Raw genomic sequence first — 24795 nt, 5'->3', positions numbered from 1 at the left:
TCTTGACATGTTTGCTCACCACGCCCGCAAATACTGCGGCGGCGGCGTGAGGTCGTGGCCGAGCGCCCGCGCCGCGCGCAATGGCCAGTGCGGGTCGCGCAGCAGTTCGCGACCGAGCAGCACCAGATCCGCTTCGCCGTTGCGGACGATGGCGTCGGCGTGGTCGGGCCGGGTAATTAGGCCAACAGCGGCGGTGGCGATCTGTGCTTCGCGGCGGATATGGGCAGCGAACGGTACTTGATAGCCTTCGCTGGCGGGGATCGTGATGCCGGGGGCGATCCCGCCGGAGCTGCAATCGATCAGGTCAACCCCCCGTTCACGGAGCATACGCGCCACTTCAGCCGTGTCGGCTATTGTCAGCCCTTCCGGCGTCCAATCACTGCACGAGAGGCGCACCGCCAGCGGCAATTCTGCCGGCCATGCCGCGCGCACCGCCTCCGTCACTTCGAGCAGCAGCCGCGCCCGCCCGTGCAAATCGCCGCCATACTCGTCGCTGCGATCGTTGCCCAACGGCGAGAGGAAGTTGTGAAGCAGGTAGCCGTGAGCGGCGTGGATTTCGACCCAGCGGAAGCCGGCGGCGAGCGCCCGCCGGGTGGCGGCGGCGAAATCGCTGATGACCTTGGCGATCCCGGCGGCGTCGAGCGGGGTGGGGGCCGGGTAGCCGGGAGCGAATGGTTCGGCGGTGGGGCCGACCACCGGCCAGCCGCCGGCAGCGGGTGGCACCGGCTTGCCGCCTTCCCACGGACGGCCAACGCTGGCCTTGCGCCCGGCGTGAGCTAATTGAATGCCGGCCACTGCGCCGAGACTCTCGATCAGTTTGACCAGCCGGGCCAGCGCGTCAATGTGATCATCGCTCCAGATGCCTAAATCAAACGGTGAAATCCGGCCTTCGGGCGAAACGGCGGTCGCTTCGAGAATGATGAGACCAACCCCGCCGGCTGCCCGCGCGCCGAGATGCATCAGGTGCCAATCGGTCGGGAAGCCATCGATGGCGCTATATTGGCACATCGGCGACATGCCGATCCGGTTGCGTAAGGTGACGCTGCCGATGGTCAGCGGGGTAAACAGATGTGGTTGCATGGCGTGTCTCTCAATCGATGAACGGCGACAATCTGTTGCCAGTATACCCGTTTTTGGCGTTGGTACGCAAATAACCGCGTAGCGCCGCACGGCTGTGCGGCGCTGTTAGGGTGTACGCTGGCCGCGCCACACAAAGATCGTGGCATTGACGATCACCGCGACCGTATAACACAGCGCCGCAATGAGCAAGATCGGTGTAAAGCCAACGGCGCTTTGCAGTTCGGCGCTGATAGTGGGGCCAGCAATGTACCCTACCGACGCGGCAGCCCGGATGAGACCGATCACGGTGGGGTGGTGTTCAGGCGGCGTCTGCGCCAGTGCGTGCGCTTCAAATAAGGGTGTGGCCATATTCATCAGCGCGCCGCGCAGCATTGCGATCAGGGCCGCTACTGGCAACGTAGGCGCAAAGGCCAGCGCAATCAAGCAGGGAATAGCGAGCGCCTGCGTCAGCACGACGCCTTGCATGCGGCCAATTCGGGCCGCGAGGCGTGGCCCGGCCAGCGTTGCCAGACCGGTGGCGAGGCTGATGAGCGCGAACAATAGTCCGATGGCGGCGTCGGTGGCGGTGAAGCGTTGGCGAAAGAAGAGGCCGAGGTAGGGGATGAACAGCGCCGCGCCGAGCGAGATGAGCAGCGGCCCCGGCGCGAAGATGATCGCTTTGATGAGCGTGCGCCAGAGGTTGCTGATCTCGCGCCGAATCGTCGTCGCTGGCGTCGGTGATGGCTTTGCCGTGAGACGTAATCCCACCAACGGCAACCCGGCGAGGGCGACGATCGCTGCGCTGAGCGCGGCATTGAGCCGGTACGGCGCGATCGCATCGCTCTCGACCAGCGCCACCCGCCACGCCGTTGCCAAACTGCCAGCGAGCAGATTGGCGAGGCCGCCGATGATCAAGCTCAAGGCTGCGCTGCGGGCAAAGAGCCGGTCAGGGCCATCGGCTCCGCTCAGTTGCATCATCAGCGGCGGCCCGGCCAGATTGAAGAGCACACTGGCCGGCCCGCTTAGTGCGACGCCGAGTAACAACATCCATGCCGTCACCGGGGTGAGCGTAGTGCTAGACGGTGCTAACGCCAGCGCGAGCAATGCCGCGCTATGCAACCCACCACCGAGCAACAACGCCGGACGCGCGCCCCACCGCCGCACCGCTTGCCACGCCAACGGCCCGCTGATCCCGCCGGCCAGTACCGGAACGCTGTTGAGCAACCCGATCAGCGTAAGATCGCCGAACAACGGCACTGCCATCCGGTAGCCGCCGTACCCGAGTTCCGCGTAAGCGATGGTGGCAAACAACCACCCCACCGTCAGGCCGGTAGTCAACAGGCCAATGGCCAACAAATAACGCTGATCGTTGCGCATGATGGCGCACCGGCGCTTCACAACCCATTGCGCGCGATAATGTCGCGGTACACGTGCGCGCTGCGCTTCCACACCCGGCGTTGGGTGGCGTAATCGGTGTAGATAATCCCAAACCGCTTGCTTAGCCCTTTCGCCCACTCAAAATTGTCCATCAGCGTCCAGACAAAATAGCCGCGCAGATCAAAGCCGGCAGCGAGCGCGCGCTGGCAAGCGGCAATATGGGAACGGAGATAGGTCACGCGATCAGGATCTTCCACCACCTGATCAGCCGGGCCGGGTGGCGGGTCATCGAACGCTGCCCCGTTCTCGGTGATATACAGCGGGATGGAGGTATACTCACGCGCCTTTTGCAAAGCCTCGATAATACAATCGGGATAGATCTCCCACCCCATCGCCGTCTTGGGCAACGGCCCCGGCACCTGCTTGGCCAGCAAAAACGGTTCACGCCAGTTAAAGGCGTGAAACAGGCGGGTGTAGGTGTTAATGCCGAGAAAATCGATCGGCTGGCTGATACTATCCATATCGCCGGGTTTGACCGGCGCGAAGATGAGCCGGCGAGCAAAGTGGGCCATCAGATCGGCGGGGTAGCGCCGGCGGAACAGCGGTTCGAGAAAGAGCCGGTTCATCACCCCGTCGATCCGTTGGGCAGCGTTGCGGTCAGCAGGGTGATCGCTGGCCGGGTAATGCGGCCACAACATCAGGACGATGCCGATCTGAGGCGGCGGCAGATCGGCGCGGGCTGGTTGCGGTCGCGCAGCGCGGAAGGCGCTTACCGCCAGCCCGTGTGAGAGCAAGAGGTGATGCACGACCTTAAGCACCTGCCATGGCAAGCGTTTGCCCGGCGCATTTTCACCGTTGCCATAACCGTAGAACGCCTGAATAAACGGTTCGTTGTGGGTGGCCCACAGCGCGACCTCACCGCCGATCTGGCGAAAGAGGTAATCGGCGTATTCAGCGAAACGCAACGCCGTGTCGCGACTCGTCCAGCCGCCGCGATCCTCTAGCGCCTGCGGCAAATCCCAATGGTAGAGGGTAGCAACTGGTGCGATATTGCGCTGGTGTAGGCCGTCGATCAAACGCCGGTAGAAATCAAGCCCGCGCTGATTGGGTTGGCCGGCGCCGGTGGGAAAGATCCGCGGCCATGCGATGCTGAAGCGATACGCCTTCAGCCCCAACGCCGCCATGTGGTCGAGATCCTCGACGTAGCGGTGATAGTGATCGCAGGCGACATCGCCGGTGCTGCCATCAACAATGACACCGGGCCGCCGCACGAAGCGATCCCAGATGCTCTCGCCCTTGCCGTCTTCGTTCCACGCCCCTTCGATCTGATACGCAGCAGTTGCTGCGCCCCATAAGAAATTGGCTGGAAAGCGGATGTCGTTGTTCATGCGGATGTGTCTTAAAAAATGAAAAAGAACACGGATGCTCACGAATGACAGGAATGAACACGGTTGGCCTCATGCGTACAAACCCGTTGCATCCCTGAACGAGGACGGATTGGCACGATTGGTTTCATCCGTGAACATCCGTCTCAATCCGTGGGCATCCGTATCCCATTACGCCATAGGATAGCCGATGCATTACCACCGCTCATTGCGCGGCCACAGCGCCCAGAGAATCGCTGCCGCCGCCGCCCACCATGCCCGGCTTGCTTCGCGTTCGAGGCCGCGGGTACGTAATTGCACTCCGCCGAGGAACAGACCAGTCGCCAGCATTCCGCCCATCAACCGGTCAGTGGCCCGCTCCACCCGTTTCATACTGCGTTCGAGCCGGCTCAAATCCGAGCGGGTTTGCAACTCGCCGCGATTGGCGGCCCGGTAGTACGCATCCATTTGGCGGGGCAGACCGATCAAAATCTGGCCAATTTCAGCTAACTCTTGCTGGAACTTCTCGAACCAATTGCCATTGCGTTGTTCTTGGGCCAGCATCGCTCGCGCAAACGGGCGCAACTCTTGGAAGAGATTGATATCGGGGTGGATTTCGGTCGCCAACCCCGCCACCATACTTAGCGCCCGCCCTAAATAGAGCAAATCTTGCGGAATCTGGAACGGCAGATCGTAAATCAGATCCTTTGTCTCGGCCATAATGGCCTCGACATCGAGATTGGTCAACTCGCGCACTGTGCGATTGAACGAATAGCGCAGCATCGTTTCGAGCGCCGCCTTGATCGGTCGGCGGTCAGCGCCGGGCAAGATTACATTCAGTTTTTCAAGACAATTCAATAACCGGTCGGCGTCATTGGTAGCTAACCCCAGCACGCCTTGCCGCATAATCTCCATCGTCTCTGGCGGCAACCGGCCCACCATGCCAAAATCAACAAAAATGAGCGTGAAGGGGGTGCCGGTCGGCGTTTCATCAGGCGCATAATCGATCGGCAACTGCGCTTCAAGCGTCTCAATCGTAGCGTGCCCATTGACGCTAGCCGGCATCGGCGGCGGCGCTGTTTTGGTCGCAGCAAGGCCGGTTTCCACCCGCACGAACAGATTGCCGGGATGGGGATCGGCGTGGAAGAAGCCATCGATAAAGAACTGTTTGAGGTAGCAGTTATTGAGCCGGGCAGCCAGTTCGAGCCGGCTGACCCCCAGTTGGTCGAGCGTATGCAAATCGGTGATCTTGATCCCGCTGATCCGCTCCATCACCAACACGCGGCGGGTGGTGAGCTCGAAGATCGGTTCAGGGATATAGATACCGGGATGGTTGGCGAAGTTCTGGCGGAAGATCGCCGCCGAGCGCGCCTCTTGGACATAATCTAATTCTTGCACTAACACGCGGGCGAACTCAGCCAAGAGGGCTTCGAGGTCAGCGCGCCGGCGGATCGGCGGATAGTTCTTGATCAAGCGCACCACCCATGTCACGGCACTGAGATCGACTTCAATAATCTTATCGATCCATGGCCGTTGCACCTTCACCGCCACTTCGCGTCCATCGTGGAGCACCGCGTAATGTACTTGCCCCAACGAAGCTGCGGCGACGCATTCCTTCTCAAAGCTACGAAAGATCTCGCTCGGCGGTGCGCCTAACTCTTCCAGAATCACTTCGAGCACGTGACCGGCGGGGGCCGGCGGCACCTCTTCTTGCAAGCCGGTCAACTCGCGTCGCACCACATCGGGAATAATATCGGCCCGCGACGACAGAAACTGGCCGAGCTTAATCTGCATCCCGCCTAATTCAACCGCCATCATGCGAAAGCGCCGGGCAATATTCACCCAGCGCCGCAGCATCGTGCGTTGGACATACCAGCGAAAGATGGCAAAGCGGGCGAGAAAGATATCCCAAATATAAATATGGATCACAACGCCGAGAAAGAACGACGACACCCGCAGAAAACGCTCGCGCGGGCGAAAACGGGGCGGCTCGATTAGGCGAGGGACAGCGCCGGTGTTAGCGGTTTCGGTTGCTTGGATAGAGATTGGTTCACGCATAGCTTTCTACCAGTATTGCTATTTCGATTATACCAGAGGCGAAACTCAATCTCGCGACCGATCCGCATTAAATTGATCACCAACTACCATACGAAGGGTGCATGACGCACGTGGAAACGAGCTCGCTAGTTATGGTATCACCGGCATTATGACCATCGACAGTGTGCGTTTGCTGGCCGACAGCGCCGCAAATCTCTGGCAGCGGCTCAGCCAATTTGGCGCGCCTGACCTGCTTGGCCGGCGCGCTTCATTTGAGGAGTGGCTCGCCGCCGCTCGCCCTAACCTCTCCTCAGCCGACGAACAAGCTATCCGGCGCGATTATCGCCGGCTCAACCTCCTCCTCACCGAACTCGAACTGTTGACCCGTTCCCGCGAACGGGCGCTGGCATTGATTATGGAGACAATCCGCCAAGACGGCACTCCTACGGCGTCACCGTCACCCGAATCGGGCCAAAGGTCGGGGTTGGGGTAGGCGGAGGCGGGGTCTCGCAGGTATATTCGGCCACCACCGTCTCCCGTTCACGCTCGCGCACCACGATGTCGTGGACACCGGGACGTTCGTCGCCGATCCGGAGCACAATACGGAACGCGCCGGCGCGATCGCTCGCGCCGCCACCAACCGCACGGTCGTCGAACATAACCAGCAGCGCTGTTTGCGGGCGGGTTGCGCCAGTCAATTCGAGCACGTCGCCGGGAGCGCAACGGAGTGCGGACTGTATCGTTGGCGTTGGCGCCAATGGTACGGTGGGTGATGGCGTTGGGATCGACGTATTCACTGGCAATAGGGTGATAGTTGGCGGTTGGGTTGCAACCGTTTCGTTCGGCCTTAGTGTGGTTGGGGTGACGGTGGTAGTGGGTGATGCCGTTCGCGTATTGGTGGCCGATATCGTGGCCGTAGGTGTTGCTGTCGCTGGTTGTGATTGCTGACCACGGGCCAACGCCGTTTGGGTCAGTACCGGCCCTGCGGCGGCGGTGCGGGTAACAATGACGGCTGTCTTCGTTATATCGCAGACATTTGCCGGATACGAGTCACAGTTGACTGGTATTTCAACACACCCCGGATACGCTGGTCGGTCATCGCAACTTGGTTGAGCCAACGACGCACCCGGTGAGGTTGATAACGAGACCCACAAGAAAAAGGCCAAGCCTACAAAAATCACGCTTAAGGGCAAGATGGGACGAGAACGAACCATCATTTCCTTCCTCAACCGGCGCTTTACCGCTGCGCCGCGCGCTCGATCACCTGCGCAAATGCTTCAAGCCGTTGTGATCCTACCATTGTTTCGTTACCGATCCGAAACACTGGCCGGGCATACACCCCTTCGGCCATCGCCGCTGCGTAATCAGCTTGCACTTGCGCTCGATAGGTATGCGCATCGAGACAGGCGGTAAAAGCATCCCTTGGTATGCCCAGACCAGCGGCCAGATCGATCACCGTCTCGCGGGTGTTGAAGTACAGTTGATTGTACCGCGCATACAGCTCGCGGCGCAACTCCCAAAATTTGCCGTGATCGGCGGCGCATTCGCTAGCTTCGGCCAATAACTCCGAACGTTCCCCTAACTGCAACAAGTGGCGGTAGACGATTTTAGCTTGGCCGGGAACGACAAACTCCTCGATCAGCCGCGGTTCGACATCAAGGGTGTGGATGGCGCACGAGGTGCAGAGAAAGTCGGAATAGACCATGATCGTTACCGGCGCATCGGGATTGCCAAGGTATTGGTACCCTTCAGCGGTGCGGCCACGCGGCAACTCAGGAAAGTAGCCGGTCGTCGTTGGCGCGCTTTGCGCTGTCGTCGGGGTTGAGGTGGGCACACGGGTCGGGGGTGGGGTGGCCGTCGCCGTCGGTTCCGGCGCAACCGGCGCCGCGCAGGCGGCGAGCACGAAGATTGAGAGCAGAAAGAAGCGACGCATAGTTTGATTAGTTGGGGCGTGCGGTGCGATGCCTGTACCGCGGGATCGCCATACGAGATACGACAATCCAAAGGAAGTTTGCTTAGGAACAGTTTGCCTATTCCCGCAGTCACTCTACCACAGGTTACAATGGCGCGGCAAGGGTGCGAAGAATATAATATGGCGACAGGCGCGAGAAATCGGCATGGCCGGAGCAATCAAATGCAACAGATCCACGAGCGCACGACCACAATGATCCGCCGTCTGGCGGCTTTATTGACTGCGTTACGCGATGGCCCCTGCTCGTTTGACCAGCTTTATCGACAGATGGCAGAGGTCTTTGAAGGGGTTGCCAAAGAGAGCGCCCGCCGGATGATTAACCGCGATCTGACATATCTAGCGCAGCTAGGTATCCAAGTTGAACGCAACAAAGGAACGTATATCCTGCGCGGCGGGTTGCCGGTATTTACCGAAGCTGAATTACGGGCATTGGCGCTGATCCGTGATACCTTTGACCATCGTCACCCCCAATCAGCCCAGATCAACCAGTTATTGCAGCGGTTGACCGATCATCTCACTGACACCGAGCAAAAGATCTACCAGCGACGAGTGAGTCGGCAGGCGACGGTACGGCCAGCGATTGACTATGCGCCGTTTGCGCCGCTGATCGAGCAGTTAGAAACAGCGATTGCAGTGCGCCAACCAGTTAGCTTTTGCTACGAGAATAGCCGTAAGGTGCGCCGGATCCACCGCTATGTTGAGCCATACGATATTGAGTTCTACGACCGGCACTTTTACCTCGTCGCCTACACCGATAACGGCAGCCGTGTGCTCGATTTTCGCATCAATCGCATCTCGGCTCTCCGCCTGCTTGACCAGCGGTTGCCACCCGGCGTTGAGCGCCGCCGCCGTCTCATCACGTTTCGCTATCGGTTGACCGGGCCGTGGGTGCATGACGAGGTGAGCGAACGGTTTGAAGAGCAGCAGGTGATCGAGCGCCAGCCTGATAGCGTGGTGATTGAGGCGAAAGGCCGCAGCGAGTTTTTCATCATTCAGACGTTGCTGCGCTATCGATCGCACGCTGAGATTCTGCACCCGCCAGAATTGCGCCAGCAGATGGCGGCAGAGGTGCGCCGGTTGGCGCAGGTCTATGGGATTGGAACGTGAGTATAGGGTATATGATGGTATGATGGCATGGTATAATCGGGTATCCGCTTGGTGGATTGAAACGTCTTTGTATTAACATTCCTGAGCATCCCCATCGGGGTTGAATAGCATTTGACACACCAAAGAAAAGCCGGTTGCTGTGAGGATGCCATTGATCCCCATCGGGGATTCAGCGGCCATCGATTGCTGTGAGCACGAGACTGTTCGTTGCGCAATGACGTGCGAGCTAGGATCACTATTTATGGCTATTGCACATTGCTATATTTATGGTAGTCTTAGTATTAACCAAACTCTACAGAGGAGGTTTTTATGTATAGCCAATGTCACCTCGGCCAACAGCTCTGGCGCAAGCTCACTAGCGCCGAACGGCAAGTGCTAGCATGCGCCCTTAACCACCTTAGTGACAGAGACATTGCCAATCGCTTGCACTGTAGCCAGCATACCGTGCGTAGCCATATTCGCAATATCTGCGGCAAGGCACGTGAATTGCACGGCCATCCGCTCAAATTCCGCCGCGATATTCTGCCCCTCTTCTGGCAAACCGGACTCCCCGAGTCCGATGTGGTGGTGTACCCTGTCAAGTGACAGGCGCAACGTACGGAGGGGCTATGCTTTCCTTGACTACCTTGCCGGTATCGTCACGCTTGGCCGATCCGGCGGAAGTAGCCGCCGAGCAGGGGTTAGCGGCGCGTCTGCCAGCCAACTTGCAATTATCGCAGCACCAGTTAGCTACCTATCGGGCATTGCGTAATTCTGACGCAACCATCGTGATCAACACGGCAATGACCGGCGATGGCAAGAGCTTGGCGGCGCTGTTGCCGCTCTTGGCCGATCCGCCGGTTGAAGGTATCGTATCGCTCTTCCCAACCAACGAGCTAGTGCAAGATCAATTGCGCAGTGCGCGCCGTTGGCTTACCCAATGGCAGCGTCCAGAACGTTGGGTCGAGGCGATCTTTGGCGCGCGGCTCGATCAGTTGGTTGATGAAGCGCAGCATTTGCAGCGCGCCGATGTGGTGCAGCAGTTGCTGGCGAACCATCGATTCCTGCTGTCGAATCCGGATATTTTGCATGCCATTATGCAATTTGCCTATCAACGGTTTGGCCGCAGCCGTGATGCAGTGATCGGCGATTTGACGTTGCAATTTCAGCAGGCGGTGTTCGATGAGTTTCACGTCTTTGCCGAGCCGCAGATTATTGCGGTGCTCACGGCGCTGCTCTTTTGGCATACCCAACAGCCTCGCCTGAAGGCGCTCTTTCTGTCAGCGACGCCGCAGCCGCAATTAGTGGCGGCGCTTGAGAAGCTTGGCTACAACAATCGGATTCGCCTCATTGATCCTCAGGCAGAAGGTTGGTACCATCACGGGCCATTGCCCGCACAGGGATGGCGGTTGATTGCGCGCCCATTAGCGCTTGATCTAGCGGCGGGGACGGTGGAAGAGTGGGTTGTTGGCGGCGGTGATCAGGCGCTCGTACAATGGTTGCACGAACGCCGTCCGGCGGCGAAGGGGGCGCTGATTGTGAATTCGGTGGCGACAGCGCACCGGCTCTACGCACACTTACAACCACTCTGCCGAAGCCACCAGCTCACCGTGGCGCTTAATACCGGCATCACCGGGCCGCTCGCGCGCAGCGCTTCGTATAGTGCTGATCTGCTAATCGGCACCTCTACGATTGATATTGGGGTTGATTTCCATATCAACCTGCTCGTCTTCGAGGCCGGCAGCGCTGGCGCGTTCTTACAGCGCTTGGGCCGGTTGGGCCGGCACGATGGCTATCACGCCAATGGTCAGTTCCATCACTTTGATGGTTTCAAAGCGATCGCGCTGGTACCGCAGTTTGTCTACGAGCGGCTCACGGAAACTGAGCAAGCCCTGCCGGCAGACGCCGAGTTACCCCGGCCAGCCTTGGCGCAGGCCATTCAATCCGCTTTCCCGCCCCCAATCGAGTTTCGGCGCTATGGCCGCTGGTGGGGCCGGTTTATCCCTGCCCGCGTCTACGCCGAATTGTTGCGCGAACCGTTACGCACCACCTACGCTGGCATTCGTGATCACCTGCGTAACCAGTATGAGCAGGTGGCTGAGGCCAAGTTGAATCAGACTTTACACGAATGGCAAAAGTACAAAGACCGCAACAACGAGGCTATTGTCCGCGAAGCGCAATCGTTCCGCGGCACGAGCGGGTTGATGGCGGCTGTGGTGAAAGACGATGGCGATGATCGCGGCGTAATCGGCTATGACCTCTTTTGGCTGCTGGCTAATGCGGAACTAGAGCTGCTCAACGAACAGGGTTTTTCGCAAGCGGTCACACGATTAGGCCTAAAACCCGATCCGTTCTTGCGCGGCTTTCACCACTGCTTTTTCCGCTGGCGCAAGCTGCGCACGCAACGCGAAGCGGTGACAGTGCTCCTGCCCCGCTGTGATACGCAGTGGTTACACGCTAACCAACAGCAGGTGCTGGCGCTAGCGGGGTTACGAGTTGATGTCAACGGGCATGCGTTTCTCAATACCCTCAACCGCCAGCTTGCACAGGTGCAGGCGGTCGTGTTCTTGATCCCGACCCTCGACCCGCAGGCGGTGCGGAAACGCCTGTATCTGCCGCCAACGTTTCAACTGTTGCCGTACCGGGTTGATACCAGCGATGCCGGCAAACAAAGCGGCGCCATCGCGATCGGTCGTGATGCGTTGTTGCTCGATAGCATCTTACGCGACTGTCCGCTCAATACCTGCGCTGTCAACGCGCCGCTGATCTTTTGATGAGAGGAGGAGGCAGGCGTGAACCAGAACCCGATGTTTTCAGCTAGTGATGATGATGATCTGTCAGCGGAAGAGATTGAAGCGCTGTTGGACGATAAGCCAGCGCAACCGGCCCCAACCGCAAGCGCCGAACCGTTGTTTGCGAGCTTGTTGAGCCGGGTCGTCAAGCATCTCGATCCCGATGATCAGGTGCTCGCCGAATTTGCGACGCGCGTCGTGCCGGCCATTTCGCGCGAATTGGCCCATGTCGCCGCCAAAGGGGGCGATTTTGCCCAGCAGAAGCTTGCCGATGGCGCTCAGCAAACCGATGTTGAACGCTATCGCTACGACCAAAGCATGCGCGCTCATCTCTTGAACGGGTTGTTGCCGGTAGCGCGCATTGCCCGGCTCTTGCAACAGTGGGGAGCGTCGCGGTTGGTTGATGATTTTGATGACACAACCTATCGTCTCTTTTGCGCCGGCTATACCTTGCACGATTGGCTCAAGCTGCCCGAGGTGAAGGCCCAGCTTGAGCAGGCAGGCCTCAATCATCAGACCGTCAATGTGGCGGCGCACCGCGAACTTGTGGAACAGATCTTTACCAAATGGTGCTGGCGCTTGGGGATCGATCAGATACTCGATGTCGAGCAGTATTTGCCGGCGTTGATCTACATTGCGGCGAATACCCAGCAATTGCACGGTACGATGCGCAATTTGGCCGCTCTGCCCGGTGTGCAAGCAGCCGGCGGGCGTAAAGTCAAGCTAGCCACTGATCTCGCGACGCTGGCCGATTATCTGGCCTACTTGGGCCGCACGCCCGTCGAGGTCGTGAATCATCCGGCGATCCAGCGCCAGATCGAGCATCTGAGCACACCGCACCTGCAACTGCGTCTAACCTGCCACCATCTCGCCGATGTGCGCGGCGTGTTAACCAGCCTGATTAACAACGCTGCGCTGGAACTCTATGCGCATGAGGATTACCGGGTTCCGTTGCTCTTCGCCCCCACTGGCGTCGTCTATCTGGAACGGGCTGGCGCCAAGCCGGCGCCAACACCGGCGCAGGTTGCCGAAGCGGTGATCGCAAAGATCCGGAATGTCTGCGCCCAGCAGTTGGCAAACAGCCTGACCGGCATCAGCCGCGATGGCAAAGGGCTGAAATATGCTGACTACTATGACCTCTTCTTTGCCCCGGCTGATCTGTTGCGCCTAATCGCGCGCTTCGCCGAGCAGCGGATCGCCAAGGCGAGCGCCGGCGGACGGTATCAAGCCATCCGTGACAAGCAGTTGGTTGATGCGCAGACCTTGCAGACGCTCGATCTCGATTTGCCGGATACGGTGGAAGTGGATCGAATTGCAGAGGTGTGCGCGCTGGCGGTGAAGATTGCGCAAGCAGCCAATCCGGCGCTGGAAGCTGACCGGATCTTGCTTGAGACGATGGGGATCGCTGACCATCTTTCCGCTGTGCGCGCGATCAACACCTCTGGCAAGACTGGCGGCGTGCCTTACGGCTGGTACTACGCGGCTGGCCTCTACCGCAAGCGCAACCCCGGCCTCGACGACCGGCAGTGGATTGAACGGATCTATCTGCTGGTCGAAACGCTTGCCCAGCAATTGCCAGCCACGCCAGTCACCGATGATCCGCGCTGGAACGATCTGCGCGACTACATTCAACGCCACCTCACGTTGGGCGGGCAGAAGCCAACCGGTCTCGGCGAACGCTTGCAGACCGAGTTGGAACGCTACAGCAATGCGCGCAAAACCCGCGGCGCAACCAATGTCTGCTCGCTCTGTTCATCGCCATACACCGTTTCGGCCCAGCAAGAGGCGGCGATCCTCTTTGCGCCGATGGTCTACACCAATAAACAGCCGTTGCACGGCAGCAAAGCGATTCGTCACATTTGTTCCATCTGCAGCTTCGAGATCATGTTGCGCCAATTGCTCATGAAGCGCGGTGCCGAGAGCGGCAAGAATTTCGAGAAACGCAAGCTGCGCTATCTCTATTTCTACCCCACCTACTTCTTCACCCCAGAGACGTTGCAGATGCTGCGCTTGCTCTACGACCAAGTGCGGCGCGTCAGCTTTACCGAGCTGCGCAAGACCCTGCTTGACGGCGGTCTTGATATATCGCCGGCCCGCTTCCAGCAGCTCGAACCGCTCTTGCTCGAACCGGTCGATCCGGCTCAAGATCGGCTGTTCCGCCTGCATTTTCCGCCCAACGAGCCGATCACCTTTAGCTTTATCGGCATTCCGCCGCTCGAACGTGATCCGGCTGACGCTGAGGCATGGGTGACGCCAGCATTCCTCGCATTGTTGCTGCCATTGCTGATCGATATCAAAGTCGTGGCCAGCGAGAGCATGCTGCCGATTATCCAAGAGGCTAATGAACTGTACGAAACCGTTGCCTTCGATGGCGCGCATCCGGCGGTTGTGCGCCTAGCCGGCGGCGAGCGGATCAATCTCGATCAACTCGTGCCGGCGCTGCAACGGCTGGTCAGCGGGTACATCATTCATCTTGACGGGAATGCCCGGCCCGGCGCCGGCGGCTACCAGTATAAATGGAACCAACTGCCGGCGCTGAGCCGTGATCTAATCACCTCGCCGCTGTACGCCTTTCACTACCTCAAGCGCGGTCTGCGCAACGCTCAGCGCGAGCTCGCGTCAGAACGACAGACAACGGCGTATCTTACGATGGTCGAACAGTATCTGAATGGGAGGGATGCGATGTCACATGCGCGGGAATTGGTTAAACGCTATCGTCGCTTCTACCGCCATCAAAGCGGACGGCGGAACAGTAACACGATTTTGCGCCCGATAAGCGAGGCAGCTAAAGCGCTCTTGGTTGCTGACCTGCGCCTCTTCAACGACGAAGAGTCGTTAGTGGAAGCCGTGCGTGGCCGGCTAGCGAAGTTCATCGATCGGGTCAGAAACGACCGTGCTGACGGGACATTTCCCGGCTGGTTGTACGAAGGCGGTGATATCCAGCAAGCGGTTGCCGACGCCATCGATGACTTCGCCCGTTATTTTGTGCATGACATTTTCTACGGCGTCTTCAAAGGCAATCGCGCCGCCTTGGCGGGCAAGCAGCTCAACCTGCTCAAGAATGCCTGTGAGGTCGTCTACATGGACGAGCATTGGCGTGAATGGCGTGAGCGCAACCTCCCGCCAGAGGACGAGGTCAACGACGAAGCGGAAGCATAACGATCCGCGCCACAGTATGGTTCGTTTCGGGTCAAGACACCTGTGACATATCGTTAAGGAGGCATTAGCACTATGCTCAATCGCGACTTCTTTCCCAAAGCAGTTCCTGCGCGCCCGACCGGCCACTACGCCCACATTATTTTGCTGCGTGAAACCGAGTCGTATGCGCTCTTCCAAACCGATGGCGAGTTGAATACGGCGCGCGTGCCGGCTGGCACGAAGCCGGATGACGGCATCATCACCCGCATCACCATGTTCAAGCGCAAACAGACGACGCCGGAACGGCTGGTCGGGCGCGAGCTATTGCGGCGCTACGGGTTAATTGCAGCGGAGCAAGGTAAAGAAAAGTCCACAGACGAGGCGCCTTTCTGCGACTACAATGTCGATTTCTGCAAGCAATGCCCTGACTGTATCGCCTACGGATTTGCCATCGGTGATGCTGGCTCAGAGAAATCAAAAGTCTACAGTGACACCGCCTATAGCCTCACGGCCTTTGAATACAGCCACGAAACATTCACACTCAACGCACCATACGAGAGCGGAACGATGAGCCAGCAAGGGGTTGTTACTAGCCGGATAAACGAGCAAGATCATGTGCGGCCGCAAGTGATCTTTCCGGCGGTGATCACCACCCGCGATCTCACTTTCCCCCTCTTTACCTACGTGCTCAACAATGTGTTGCGTGCCCGGCGCTACGGCGCGCAGACCACGCGCACCGGCACGATGACCAATCACCTGATCGGGATTGCGCTGACCGACGGCGAAATCTTCTCGAACCTGTACTTTACCCAGCGCTTGTACGATGCGCTGCGCGAGCAAGGGATCGATCTGAGCGAGCCGGTGAATGCGCATAGCGCACTGGCGGTAGCCGCCAAGCTCGTTCCAGAGCTTTTGGCTGAGGATCGGGTGGTGGTGAGTCAGTGGCTGAGCGGCGCAGAACTAGATCAATTTCTTACCGAGATCTTCGCTGCTGATGAGGCTGCGATGCAAACATTGCTCAAGGCGGCGTACAGCGATAGCAAGCAATACGCAAATGCCCACGTGTTGAAGAGCGCAAAGGGTAAATCGTGATGACAACCCTCTATCGGTGCCAACTTACATTGCACGAACCGCTCTTCTTCGCCACCCGCGAGATCGGACGGCTCTACGAAACCGGCCGGTACTTGCACAACTACGCCCTCGCCTACGCGCTCGGCTTTGTCGTAGCGCCGTGGTTCAACCGCGAGCAGGTACCAAACTACGCCACCGATCTCGTCACACTGCGCGATCGGATCTACGTGACGCCGGCCGAGCCGGTGGCGGTGGATTTCCAACTCGCCACCTTCAAATATGGCGAAGAGGTGCTGCACGTCGAGATGGCGCAAGCGACCCGCAACACGCCCTCGTTTGGTCGCGCCAAAGAGTTGCGCGCCGGTTCGACCTTCCAGTTCTACGTCATTAGTCGCGATCCGGTGCGCATTCCGCGCTGGATTAGGCTGGGCAAATGGCATAGCAAAGCGCTGGTAGAGAGCAAGGAAGTGCCGGTGCGTGAGGGGGACGGGTTCTATCGCGCCGCTTGCCCGCTCAACCCGCTCGATCTTGCTCGTGACGACTTGGTCGCTTTCGATATCATCACGATGCCGCCAGCCAGTCTGGTTGCCAATGCGCGCTGCCAAGGCCGTCACTACCGGTTAGAGGATGGGTTTGGCCTACCGATCGATATGGCCTTTAGCCAAGCCAGTCGCAAACGGTAATGAACCCATCACCGAGGCGCTGCTGGCAATATTCTTTGGCAGCAGCGCCGCTTATCACAACTGCTCAGCTATCGTCAGGGAACGTCTATGACCGTCGCCGATCCTGATCTGTACGCTTTTGTCATTCAGCTCTACCCAACCGAGATCCACCCCGCTTCCCGCCCGCTCGGTCATGGCGTACAGGCACTCTTTCTCGACCTCGTGCGCCAGATCGATCCGGCACTGGCGGCTGCGCTGCATGCCGATGCGCCGGGCAAACCCTACACGGTAGCGATCTTGCCCACGCCGGCGCGAAACGGGCAAGTCTGGCTGCGCATCAGCCTTTTGCGCACCGATATCTTTCGCACGTTCGTGCAGGCGCTGCTGCGCCAACCTGCCCGCCAAGCGACGTTACAACTAGGCAAGACCACTTATCGCCTCGGCGATATTATCGGCACGCCGCCACCCAATGGTCATCCATGGGCCGGCTACCATAGCTTTACCGGCCTTGCCCAAGCAGCAACAGCCACTGCAACCATCGAACTCGAATTCGCGACCGCCACCGCAATCGGGCAAGGCACCCGTCCCGATGGTAAGCCACGGTTAGCAATCCTGCCCGATCCTGAACTCATCTTTCCCAGCATTGCCAAACGTTGGAACGAACTGGCGCCGCCGGAGTGCCGGCTTGATCTCGAAGCAGTGCGGGCAGCCGCCAACGAAACCCTGCTCAGCCGGTATCACGCCGAGTCAGTAGAGATTAATTTAGGACGTGGCCCGCAAAAAGGGTTTACTGGCCGGTGCATCTACGAACTGCCGCCCGATCCAGCGCTAGCCCGCCTGATCAGCCTCTTGGCCAGCGCCGTCTTCTTCACCGGTGTCGGAATCAAAACCGCGCGCGGCATGGGTCTCTGCCGGCAACGCAGTGAGGTGGGGCGATGAATGCTTACCAAGCGCCGCCTGACTACATTCCATTGGCAATGCTCAACGCGCTCGCCTATTGCCCACGGCGCTTCGGCTACGAATTCATCTATGCCGAAATGCTGTACAACGAACACGTCGTTGAAGGCCAATTGCGCCATCAGGGCATTGATATACACGGCATGAAATGGTTGAACGACAGCGTGCAACAACGGCGGGTCTATGTCTGGAGCGATCGGCTGCGTATCGCCGGGTTTTGCGACATCGTCGAAACACGCGACAGCCAACGTTATCCGGTCGAATACAAAAAAGGCCGTCCGGGGCAGTGGGATAACGATCGCATCCAGCTCTGCGGGCAAGCGCTTTGTCTTGAAGAGCGCACCGGCGAGCGCATCGAGCGCGGGTACATCTTCTACTTTAGCGCTCGCCGGCGCGAAGAGGTCATCTTCACGGCTGAATTACGCCAGTTGACAATTGCCACTGCCGCCGAAGCGCACCGGCTAGCGGCCATCGGCGCGCTGCCGCCGCCGACACCCCAGCGCGCGCGATGTCGCGATTGCTCGCTGCAACCGCTCTGCTTGCCCATCGAAACCGAACGGCTTCAGACGGTGCGAATGGATGAATGGTAATCACCTATGGCAAATATGCTCATCAGTGAAGGCGTTGAACTGCTTATGGCCACCCTCTACCTCACTGAACAGTATAGCTTTGTGCGGCTCGAAGGCGAAACTCTCCGCTTGCAAAAATCAGGCGAGCGCAACGGCAACCCCGTGCGCATTCCGCTCAACCAGATCGAACAAGTGATGGTACTCGGCGACATCACCCTCTCGACCGCCGTCATGCACGAACTGATGAAACGGCGCATTCCCATCCATTACCTCAGCGCATGGGGTGCATCGTATGGTTCGGTGCTCGCCGATTGGGGCAAAAACAGTTTAGCCCGGATCGCGCAATACGCGCTCTACCACCATCGTGAGCGCAGTTTCGACGTTGCCCGCCAATGCATCCTCGGTAAACTCCACAACATGCGCACCATGCTTGTGCGATACGCCCGCGAGCGTGATGACGCCGAACCGCTCAATACCGCCGCGCAACACATCCGGCGCTGCATCCGCGAACTCCGTGACCTTGCCATGCCGGAGCGGAACGATGACCGGATGCACGGTCTCGGCCCACTGTTTGGACTGGAAGGGAGCGGCAGCAATGCATACTTTAGCGTCTTTGGTCATCTGCTCAAAGGCGAATGGAACTTTACTGGTCGGGTCAAACGTCCGCCAACCGACCCCATTAACGCGATGCTCTCGTTTGGTTACAGCCTGCTCACCAACCAAGTCGTCTCTCTCATTCACGCAGTTGGCCTCGATCCCGGCCTTGGCGTACTACACCAACCCGGTTTCGGCAAACCGGCGCTGGCGCTCGATCTCGTCGAAGCCTTTCGCCCGCTGATTGTCGATTCGGTCGTGCTCACACTGATCAACACCGGCCAAATTGGCCCAGACGACTTCAGCCAAGAATTTAGCGCCTACCGGCTTAAAGACAAACCGCGCAAAACCTTTCTCGAACGCTACGAAGCGCGGCTTGCAGAGCAGATTCAACATCCCATCTTTGGCTACCGGGTCAGCTACCGGCGCTGCATCGAATTGCAGATCCGGCTCTTTGCCAAATACGCTCAAGGCGAAATCGAACGCTACGTGCCCTTTACTGTTCGCTGAAAGCAACGTCTATGCAACGCAATGAATCAACGCTGTACGTGATTGCCTACGACATTCCCAACGACCGGCGACGCACCAAAATTCATAACCTTCTGAGCGGATACGGAACGTGGACGCAATACTCACTCTTTGAGTGCTGGCTCACCCGGCAACAACTGATCGAGCTACAGGCCAAACTAGCGCGCCATATCGATGCCGAAACCGACAGCGTGCGCTTCTATGCAATTTGTGGCGCGTGCCAAAGCAAAGTGATCACGGTGGGAAGCGCCAAACCGGCGCCAGCGATCACCTACATCGCCTGAGTCGAGCAGCTCAGCCCAGAGTCAAAACCCGGAGGTTGCTCGCAACAACGATATGAGGCACCGAGATGCCCAAAAAGCCTCTTGCACCGCTATCCCAGCTAAGCTACAATATCAAAAAAGCGGTTGGCGATGTCACAGGCTCGAATCAAAGCCCTTACACCGCATCACAACGTAGCAGAGACGGGTGCGGTTGAAAAACAAAAAAATCCGCATCGCGGATTGAAACCTATTGTGGATTATCAGCGCCAGCGAGAGAGGGGGGGGTTGAAAAACAAAAAAATCCGCATCGCGGATTGAAACTTTATAAAATTGCTCAATTGCATAATGCGCCGCCTTGTTGAAAAACAAAAAAATCCGCATCGCGGATTGAAACCCCATATGATACAGCGTTGGTCGTACTTTCCGCGACGGTTGAAAAACAAAAAAATCCGCATCGCGGATTGAAACTCACCGACGTCGGCAATTGTTGGGGCGGCATTCCATATGTTGAAAAACAAAAAAATCCGCATCGCGGATTGAAACTGCAAGTTCAGTAACTCTTACCATTGCCCGTTCTGATGTTGAAAAACAAAAAAATCCGCATCGCGGATTGAAACGACAACGAGAAACACATCAAATGTTTTTGGTTCAACCGTTGAAAAACAAAAAAATCCGCATCGCGGATTGAAACCGGAGCACCATGATTGGCGCAGTAAACGCTTTCTTAGTTGAAAAACAAAAAAATCCGCATCGCGGATTGAAACCAGACTGTAGGCGATGGCTCGTCGCGAACATTCGTAGTTGAAAAACAAAAAAATCCGCATCGCGGATTGAAACGCCTGCGGGCGAATCCGGCCTTCGCGGATCCCCTCGAGTTGAAAAACAAAAAAATCCGCATCGCGGATTGAAACCAAACGCAATGCACTGCACCAACGGTAAGCAATGGCAGTTGAAAAACAAAAAAATCCGCATCGCGGATTGAAACTGCGCTCAGCCGGCCCGCCTCGTATCCGCTCAAAGATGTTGAAAAACAAAAAAATCCGCATCGCGGATTGAAACCGGCGCTGGCCGGCGTGGTGGAACTCCAACCACTTGGTTGAAAAACAAAAAAATCCGCATCGCGGATTGAAACGCTTCGGCTTCTCCGCCGGCGGCCCGTACCGCTCGGGTTGAAAAACAAAAAAATCCGCATCGCGGATTGAAACTCTCCTGACAAGGCGCAGCGGCTGACCGCCTCCGGGAGTTGAAAAACAAAAAAATCCGCATCGCGGATTGAAACATGTGTCGTTGCAACGTTGCAATCGTTGCGCGAGCACGTTGAAAAACAAAAAAATCCGCATCGCGGATTGAAACCACCGCATGGCTGATGCTCGCTGATGGCCGTCAAGGGTTGAAAAACAAAAAAATCCGCATCGCGGATTGAAACATCCTGAAGCGCGGCCCGCACCGCCGCTGGCATGCCGGTTGAAAAACAAAAAAATCCGCATCGCGGATTGAAACTAGGTGTCACCAGCATAGACCCAGCGTGGCGCATCAAGTTGAAAAACAAAAAAATCCGCATCGCGGATTGAAACATGGCGTTCTTGCATCGGTACCCCGGCGATGCAAGTGTTGAAAAACAAAAAAATCCGCATCGCGGATTGAAACCTTGAATTGGCGCGTTGCTTGCTTCGCGACCAATCGGTTGAAAAACAAAAAAATCCGCATCGCGGATTGAAACACTACGAGTTGGACAAGGTCGAAGACGCGATTATCGGTTGAAAAACAAAAAAATCCGCATCGCGGATTGAAACTATATCCGAATAGTAGCCACCAGAAAAATAGGAAGAAGTTGAAAAACAAAAAAATCCGCATCGCGGATTGAAACTTGTAATCACCGCTCTCTTCACATCTCACAGCTTGCGGTTGAAAAACAAAAAAATCCGCATCGCGGATTGAAACCTCGATATGTATCGCATGCTGCAAGAAATCGCGAAATGTTGAAAAACAAAAAAATCCGCATCGCGGATTGAAACGCGTACCGGATTGGAGTGGCTCGATCAAATGATCGGCGGTTGAAAAACAAAAAAATCCGCATCGCGGATTGAAACCTTGTTCACGTAATCCAACACAATTTGCCGCACTTCTCGTTGAAAAACAAAAAAATCCGCATCGCGGATTGAAACCTGTCGCGGATTGTCCCCTTCATTTCGTTAACTTGCGCGTTGAAAAACAAAAAAATCCGCATCGCGGATTGAAACATCTCTGGCAACGATTGCGGACGCTGCGCGAGGAAGTTGAAAAACAAAAAAATCCGCATCGCGGATTGAAACTTGATGAAACGATTGAATGAGCAAATCCGCGTCTGCCGGTTGAAAAACAAAAAAATCCGCATCGCGGATTGAAACTCGTGATCATACGACCCTCATTTTTACTAATTAGTCGAGTTGAAAAACAAAAAAATCCGCATCGCGGATTGAAACCGCGCGATGTCCGGCGCAACTGGTTCGGACTTTGAAAGGTTGAAAAACAAAAAAATCCGCATCGCGGATTGAAACGGTCTCTCAAACCGAAACGCACGGCTGAGTATTCGGTTGAAAAACAAAAAAATCCGCATCGCGGATTGAAACAGACGTACCGGTAGACCTGTATATCACCCAACGCGCCTGTTGAAAAACAAAAAAATCCGCATCGCGGATTGAAACAAGGTCAGCGTGGAGGGGCATTATCTCGTCAACCCTAGTTGAAAAACAAAAAAATCCGCATCGCGGATTGAAACGTCAGCGGCATCGTCGCTCTCTTAGTCAGCGCGTGGTTGAAAAACAAAAAAATCCGCATCGCGGATTGAAACTTGATGCGTTCGTCTGACGCCGTCAGCCAGCCGCTCGAGTTGAAAAACAAAAAAATCCGCATCGCGGATTGAAACGGGAGCGGGTTAAACGCTGGTCAGTTGGCGAACACTGGTTGAAAAACAAAAAAATCCGCATCGCGGATTGAAACAGGAAATCAATGACTGAAGGAGCTTGTTGGAGTTGATCGTGTTGAAAAACAAAAAAATCCGCATCGCGGATTGAAACCCGACAATCTTCCGTCCGAAGTAGTCTTCAGCGATGTCACAGTTGAAAAACAAAAAAATCCGCATCGCGGATTGAAACCTGAAACACAACATATCCACCAACGTGCTGTACCTCAGTTGAAAAACAAAAAAATCCGCATCGCGGATTGAAACCGTTGCCAAAGAAACGATGATTGAGATGGCCGACGGAACAGTTGAAAAACAAAAAAATCCGCATCGCGGATTGAAACGGCGCTATTGAATCCGGCACTGTTTAACGAGTGGTACAGGTTGAAAAACAAAAAAATCCGCATCGCGGATTGAAACGCGCGCCCAGCGCGCGCGCAACTTTCGCGACTAAGTTGAAAAACAAAAAAATCCGCATCGCGGATTGAAACGCTTCTTCGGAGGAGGTGATGTAAAAATGCTTCGGTACGTTGAAAAACAAAAAAATCCGCATCGCGGATTGAAACCTTGTTCATCATCGGTGTACCGGTCAGGAAGTAAAAGGTTGAAAAACAAAAAAATCCGCATCGCGGATTGAAACACAACCAGGTTTGAGGTACAGCACGTTGGTGGATATGGTTGAAAAACAAAAAAATCCGCATCGCGGATTGAAACTAGTAATTCAAGCTGTAGATGAGTTTGAGAAGTTCCGTTGAAAAACAAAAAAATCCGCATCGCGGATTGAAACCCATATTAGATCCACCTACTCCTACACTGAATATCTAGGTTGAAAAACAAAAAAATCCGCATCGCGGATTGAAACCGGTTTCAGATAGGTTCATGCAAGCAGTGAAGACCGGTTGAAAAACAAAAAAATCCGCATCGCGGATTGAAACCTTTTCATAAAAATTTTTCAAAAATTTTATGAAAAAGTTGAAAAACAAAAAAATCCGCATCGCGGATTGAAACCGGTTTCAGATAGGTTCATGCAAGCAGTGAAGACCGGTTGAAAAACAAAAAAATCCGCATCGCGGATTGAAACTACTGACTGTTGAAAGTGATGTGAATAATGTCAACGCGTTGAAAAACAAAAAAATCCGCATCGCGGATTGAAACCCTATCTTCACGAGGGTTCTGAGTTCGGCGGTCAACGTTGAAAAACAAAAAAATCCGCATCGCGGATTGAAACCTGAACCCACTCGCGGTAAACAGACCCCTGAGTCTCGAGTTGAAAAACAAAAAAATCCGCATCGCGGATTGAAACGCTTATCATTTGCTAAGCCCAGACGAGGAAAAATCCAGTTGAAAAACAAAAAAATCCGCATCGCGGATTGAAACATGATCTTGCCACTAGAGTCTCTGTCGTCGGTGACCTGTTGAAAAACAAAAAAATCCGCATCGCGGATTGAAACGAGAGAAAAAGTTCCGAGGGGCATAGAGGCTTATAAACCGTTGAAAAACAAAAAAATCCGCATCGCGGATTGAAACTTCAGAACCTGTCTGCATTCTCTGCGATAGGTTCTGGTTGAAAAACAAAAAAATCCGCATCGCGGATTGAAACTGTTTCTATATATCTATATCTATAAATCTAAAATAAGGTTGAAAAACAAAAAAATCCGCATCGCGGATTGAAACGCCTTCTTGACGTTGTTGATCCGGACGACTGCGTCCAGGTTGAAAAACAAAAAAATCCGCATCGCGGATTGAAACCCTAACACTACTGATTTCGCATCTGTCGTCAATTCGAGTTGAAAAACAAAAAAATCCGCATCGCGGATTGAAACGAGTTATGTGTTACAATCAGATTTGCAATATAATTGTGTTGAAAAACAAAAAAATCCGCATCGCGGATTGAAACAAGAGCTCCTTATACTTCTCCTGCTCCGCCGGAGAGTTGAAAAACAAAAAAATCCGCATCGCGGATTGAAACTTCCTCTCGTAAGGGTACCTCTGATTCCTGAGAATCTGTTGAAAAACAAAAAAATCCGCATCGCGGATTGAAACACGTGACAACTCCGTTCAGACGGAAGAGACGTTTCAGTTGAAAAACAAAAAAATCCGCATCGCGGATTGAAACCATTATAATAAACACATAAAGTCTAGGAGGTGACACGTGTTGAAAAACAAAAAAATCCGCATCGCGGATTGAAACCGATAATATTATAATGAGAGCAATCTCAGAGTGCTATCAAGTTGAAAAACAAAAAAATCCGCATCGCGGATTGAAACCGATAATATTATAATGAGAGCAATCTCAGAGTGCTATCAAGTTGAAAAACAAAAAAATCCGCATCGCGGATTGAAACTGGTCTTTCGGAGCATTGACTGTCTTCGAGATAGAAGTTG

The 24795-nt window shown here is 55.8% G+C and carries 17 protein-coding genes and 1 CRISPR repeat array; of the genes, 11 read left to right on the top strand and 6 right to left on the bottom strand.

Annotated elements, in window-relative coordinates; genetic code table 11:
- Positions 1 to 15: 15 nt before the first annotated feature.
- The 4 genes from A6A03_RS07700 to A6A03_RS07685 form a co-directional block, all read right to left on the bottom strand.
- Positions 16 to 1080, bottom strand: coding sequence for an NADH:flavin oxidoreductase/NADH oxidase (locus A6A03_RS07700; RefSeq protein ID WP_066785877.1), 1065 nt, complete (start codon positions 1078 to 1080; stop codon positions 16 to 18).
- A 105-nt stretch (positions 1081 to 1185) separates the two neighbouring features.
- The gene (locus A6A03_RS07695) at positions 1186 to 2436 is read right to left on the bottom strand and encodes an MFS transporter (protein WP_066785968.1); all 1251 of its coding nucleotides are present in this window, start codon (positions 2434 to 2436) and stop codon (positions 1186 to 1188) included.
- A gap of 17 nt (positions 2437 to 2453) precedes the next feature.
- The gene (locus A6A03_RS07690; RefSeq protein ID WP_066785874.1) at positions 2454 to 3824 is read right to left on the bottom strand and encodes a GH1 family beta-glucosidase; all 1371 of its coding nucleotides are present in this window, start codon (positions 3822 to 3824) and stop codon (positions 2454 to 2456) included.
- A gap of 192 nt (positions 3825 to 4016) precedes the next feature.
- The gene (locus tag A6A03_RS07685) at positions 4017 to 5858 is read right to left on the bottom strand and encodes an ABC1 kinase family protein (RefSeq protein WP_066785871.1); all 1842 of its coding nucleotides are present in this window, start codon (positions 5856 to 5858) and stop codon (positions 4017 to 4019) included.
- A 148-nt stretch (positions 5859 to 6006) separates the two neighbouring features.
- Here A6A03_RS07685 and A6A03_RS19955 point away from each other — a divergent pair, with 148 nt between their 5' ends.
- On the top strand, positions 6007 to 6330 hold the full coding sequence (locus A6A03_RS19955; RefSeq protein WP_076798230.1) for a hypothetical protein: 324 nt from the start codon (positions 6007 to 6009) through the stop codon (positions 6328 to 6330).
- On the opposite strand, the gene A6A03_RS07680 is transcribed toward A6A03_RS19955, so the two are convergent.
- Both A6A03_RS07680 and A6A03_RS07675 read right to left on the bottom strand, forming a co-directional pair.
- Positions 6281 to 7054, bottom strand: coding sequence for a hypothetical protein (locus tag A6A03_RS07680; RefSeq protein ID WP_245668889.1), 774 nt, complete (start codon positions 7052 to 7054; stop codon positions 6281 to 6283). The genes A6A03_RS19955 and A6A03_RS07680 overlap by 50 nt on opposite strands.
- A gap of 20 nt (positions 7055 to 7074) precedes the next feature.
- A complete protein-coding gene (locus A6A03_RS07675) occupies positions 7075 to 7770 on the bottom strand; it encodes an Rcas_1661 family thioredoxin-like (seleno)lipoprotein (protein WP_066785867.1) in 696 nt (231 codons plus the stop codon).
- Between the two features lie 201 nt (positions 7771 to 7971).
- On the opposite strand from A6A03_RS07675, the gene A6A03_RS07670 reads away from it, so the two are divergent.
- From A6A03_RS07670 to cas2, 10 genes are all read left to right on the top strand, one after another.
- Positions 7972 to 8916, top strand: a complete 945-nt coding sequence (locus A6A03_RS07670) for a helix-turn-helix transcriptional regulator (protein ID WP_066785864.1) — start codon at positions 7972 to 7974, stop codon at positions 8914 to 8916.
- Positions 8917 to 9225: 309 nt separating this feature from the next.
- Complete coding sequence (locus tag A6A03_RS07665) at positions 9226 to 9501, top strand: helix-turn-helix domain-containing protein (protein ID WP_066785862.1); 276 nt, start codon at positions 9226 to 9228, stop codon at positions 9499 to 9501.
- 23 nt (positions 9502 to 9524) lie between these two features.
- Positions 9525 to 11669: a type I-D CRISPR-associated helicase Cas3' gene (gene cas3, locus A6A03_RS07660; RefSeq protein ID WP_066785860.1), complete on the top strand. Its 2145-nt coding sequence runs from the start codon at positions 9525 to 9527 to the stop codon at positions 11667 to 11669.
- Between the two features lie 18 nt (positions 11670 to 11687).
- Positions 11688 to 14846 carry a type I-D CRISPR-associated protein Cas10d/Csc3 gene (gene cas10d, locus A6A03_RS07655; protein WP_066785858.1) on the top strand — a complete coding sequence of 1053 codons (3159 nt, stop codon included), beginning with the start codon at positions 11688 to 11690 and terminating at the stop codon, positions 14844 to 14846.
- A 72-nt stretch (positions 14847 to 14918) separates the two neighbouring features.
- Complete coding sequence (gene cas7d / locus A6A03_RS07650) at positions 14919 to 15917, top strand: type I-D CRISPR-associated protein Cas7/Csc2 (protein ID WP_066785854.1); 999 nt, start codon at positions 14919 to 14921, stop codon at positions 15915 to 15917.
- Positions 15917 to 16579 carry a type I-D CRISPR-associated protein Cas5/Csc1 gene (cas5d, locus tag A6A03_RS07645; RefSeq protein WP_066785852.1) on the top strand — a complete coding sequence of 221 codons (663 nt, stop codon included), beginning with the start codon at positions 15917 to 15919 and terminating at the stop codon, positions 16577 to 16579. Before cas7d ends, cas5d begins: the two co-directional genes overlap by 1 nt.
- An 87-nt stretch (positions 16580 to 16666) precedes the next feature.
- A complete protein-coding gene (gene cas6 / locus A6A03_RS07640) occupies positions 16667 to 17497 on the top strand; it encodes a CRISPR system precrRNA processing endoribonuclease RAMP protein Cas6 (protein ID WP_066785850.1) in 831 nt (276 codons plus the stop codon).
- Complete coding sequence (cas4, locus tag A6A03_RS07635) at positions 17494 to 18105, top strand: CRISPR-associated protein Cas4 (protein WP_066785848.1); 612 nt, start codon at positions 17494 to 17496, stop codon at positions 18103 to 18105. The genes cas6 and cas4 overlap by 4 nt, the downstream gene beginning before the upstream one ends.
- Positions 18106 to 18111: 6 nt before the next feature.
- Positions 18112 to 19188 carry a CRISPR-associated endonuclease Cas1 gene (gene cas1, locus A6A03_RS07630; protein WP_066785846.1) on the top strand — a complete coding sequence of 359 codons (1077 nt, stop codon included), beginning with the start codon at positions 18112 to 18114 and terminating at the stop codon, positions 19186 to 19188.
- Positions 19189 to 19199: 11 nt separating this feature from the next.
- Positions 19200 to 19490 carry a CRISPR-associated endonuclease Cas2 gene (cas2, locus tag A6A03_RS07625; RefSeq protein ID WP_172812291.1) on the top strand — a complete coding sequence of 97 codons (291 nt, stop codon included), beginning with the start codon at positions 19200 to 19202 and terminating at the stop codon, positions 19488 to 19490.
- A gap of 189 nt (positions 19491 to 19679) precedes the next feature.
- Positions 19680 to 24755: direct repeats of the CRISPR family, unit length 37 nt; unit sequence GTTGAAAAACAAAAAAATCCGCATCGCGGATTGAAAC.
- Between the last annotated feature and the right edge of the window lie 40 nt (positions 24756 to 24795).

Source organism: Chloroflexus islandicus (assembly GCF_001650695.1).
Classification (GTDB): Bacteria; Chloroflexota; Chloroflexia; order Chloroflexales; family Chloroflexaceae; genus Chloroflexus; species Chloroflexus islandicus.
Note: the sequence above shows the minus strand (reverse complement) of the source record. Positions and strands in the feature narration are given on the sequence as shown.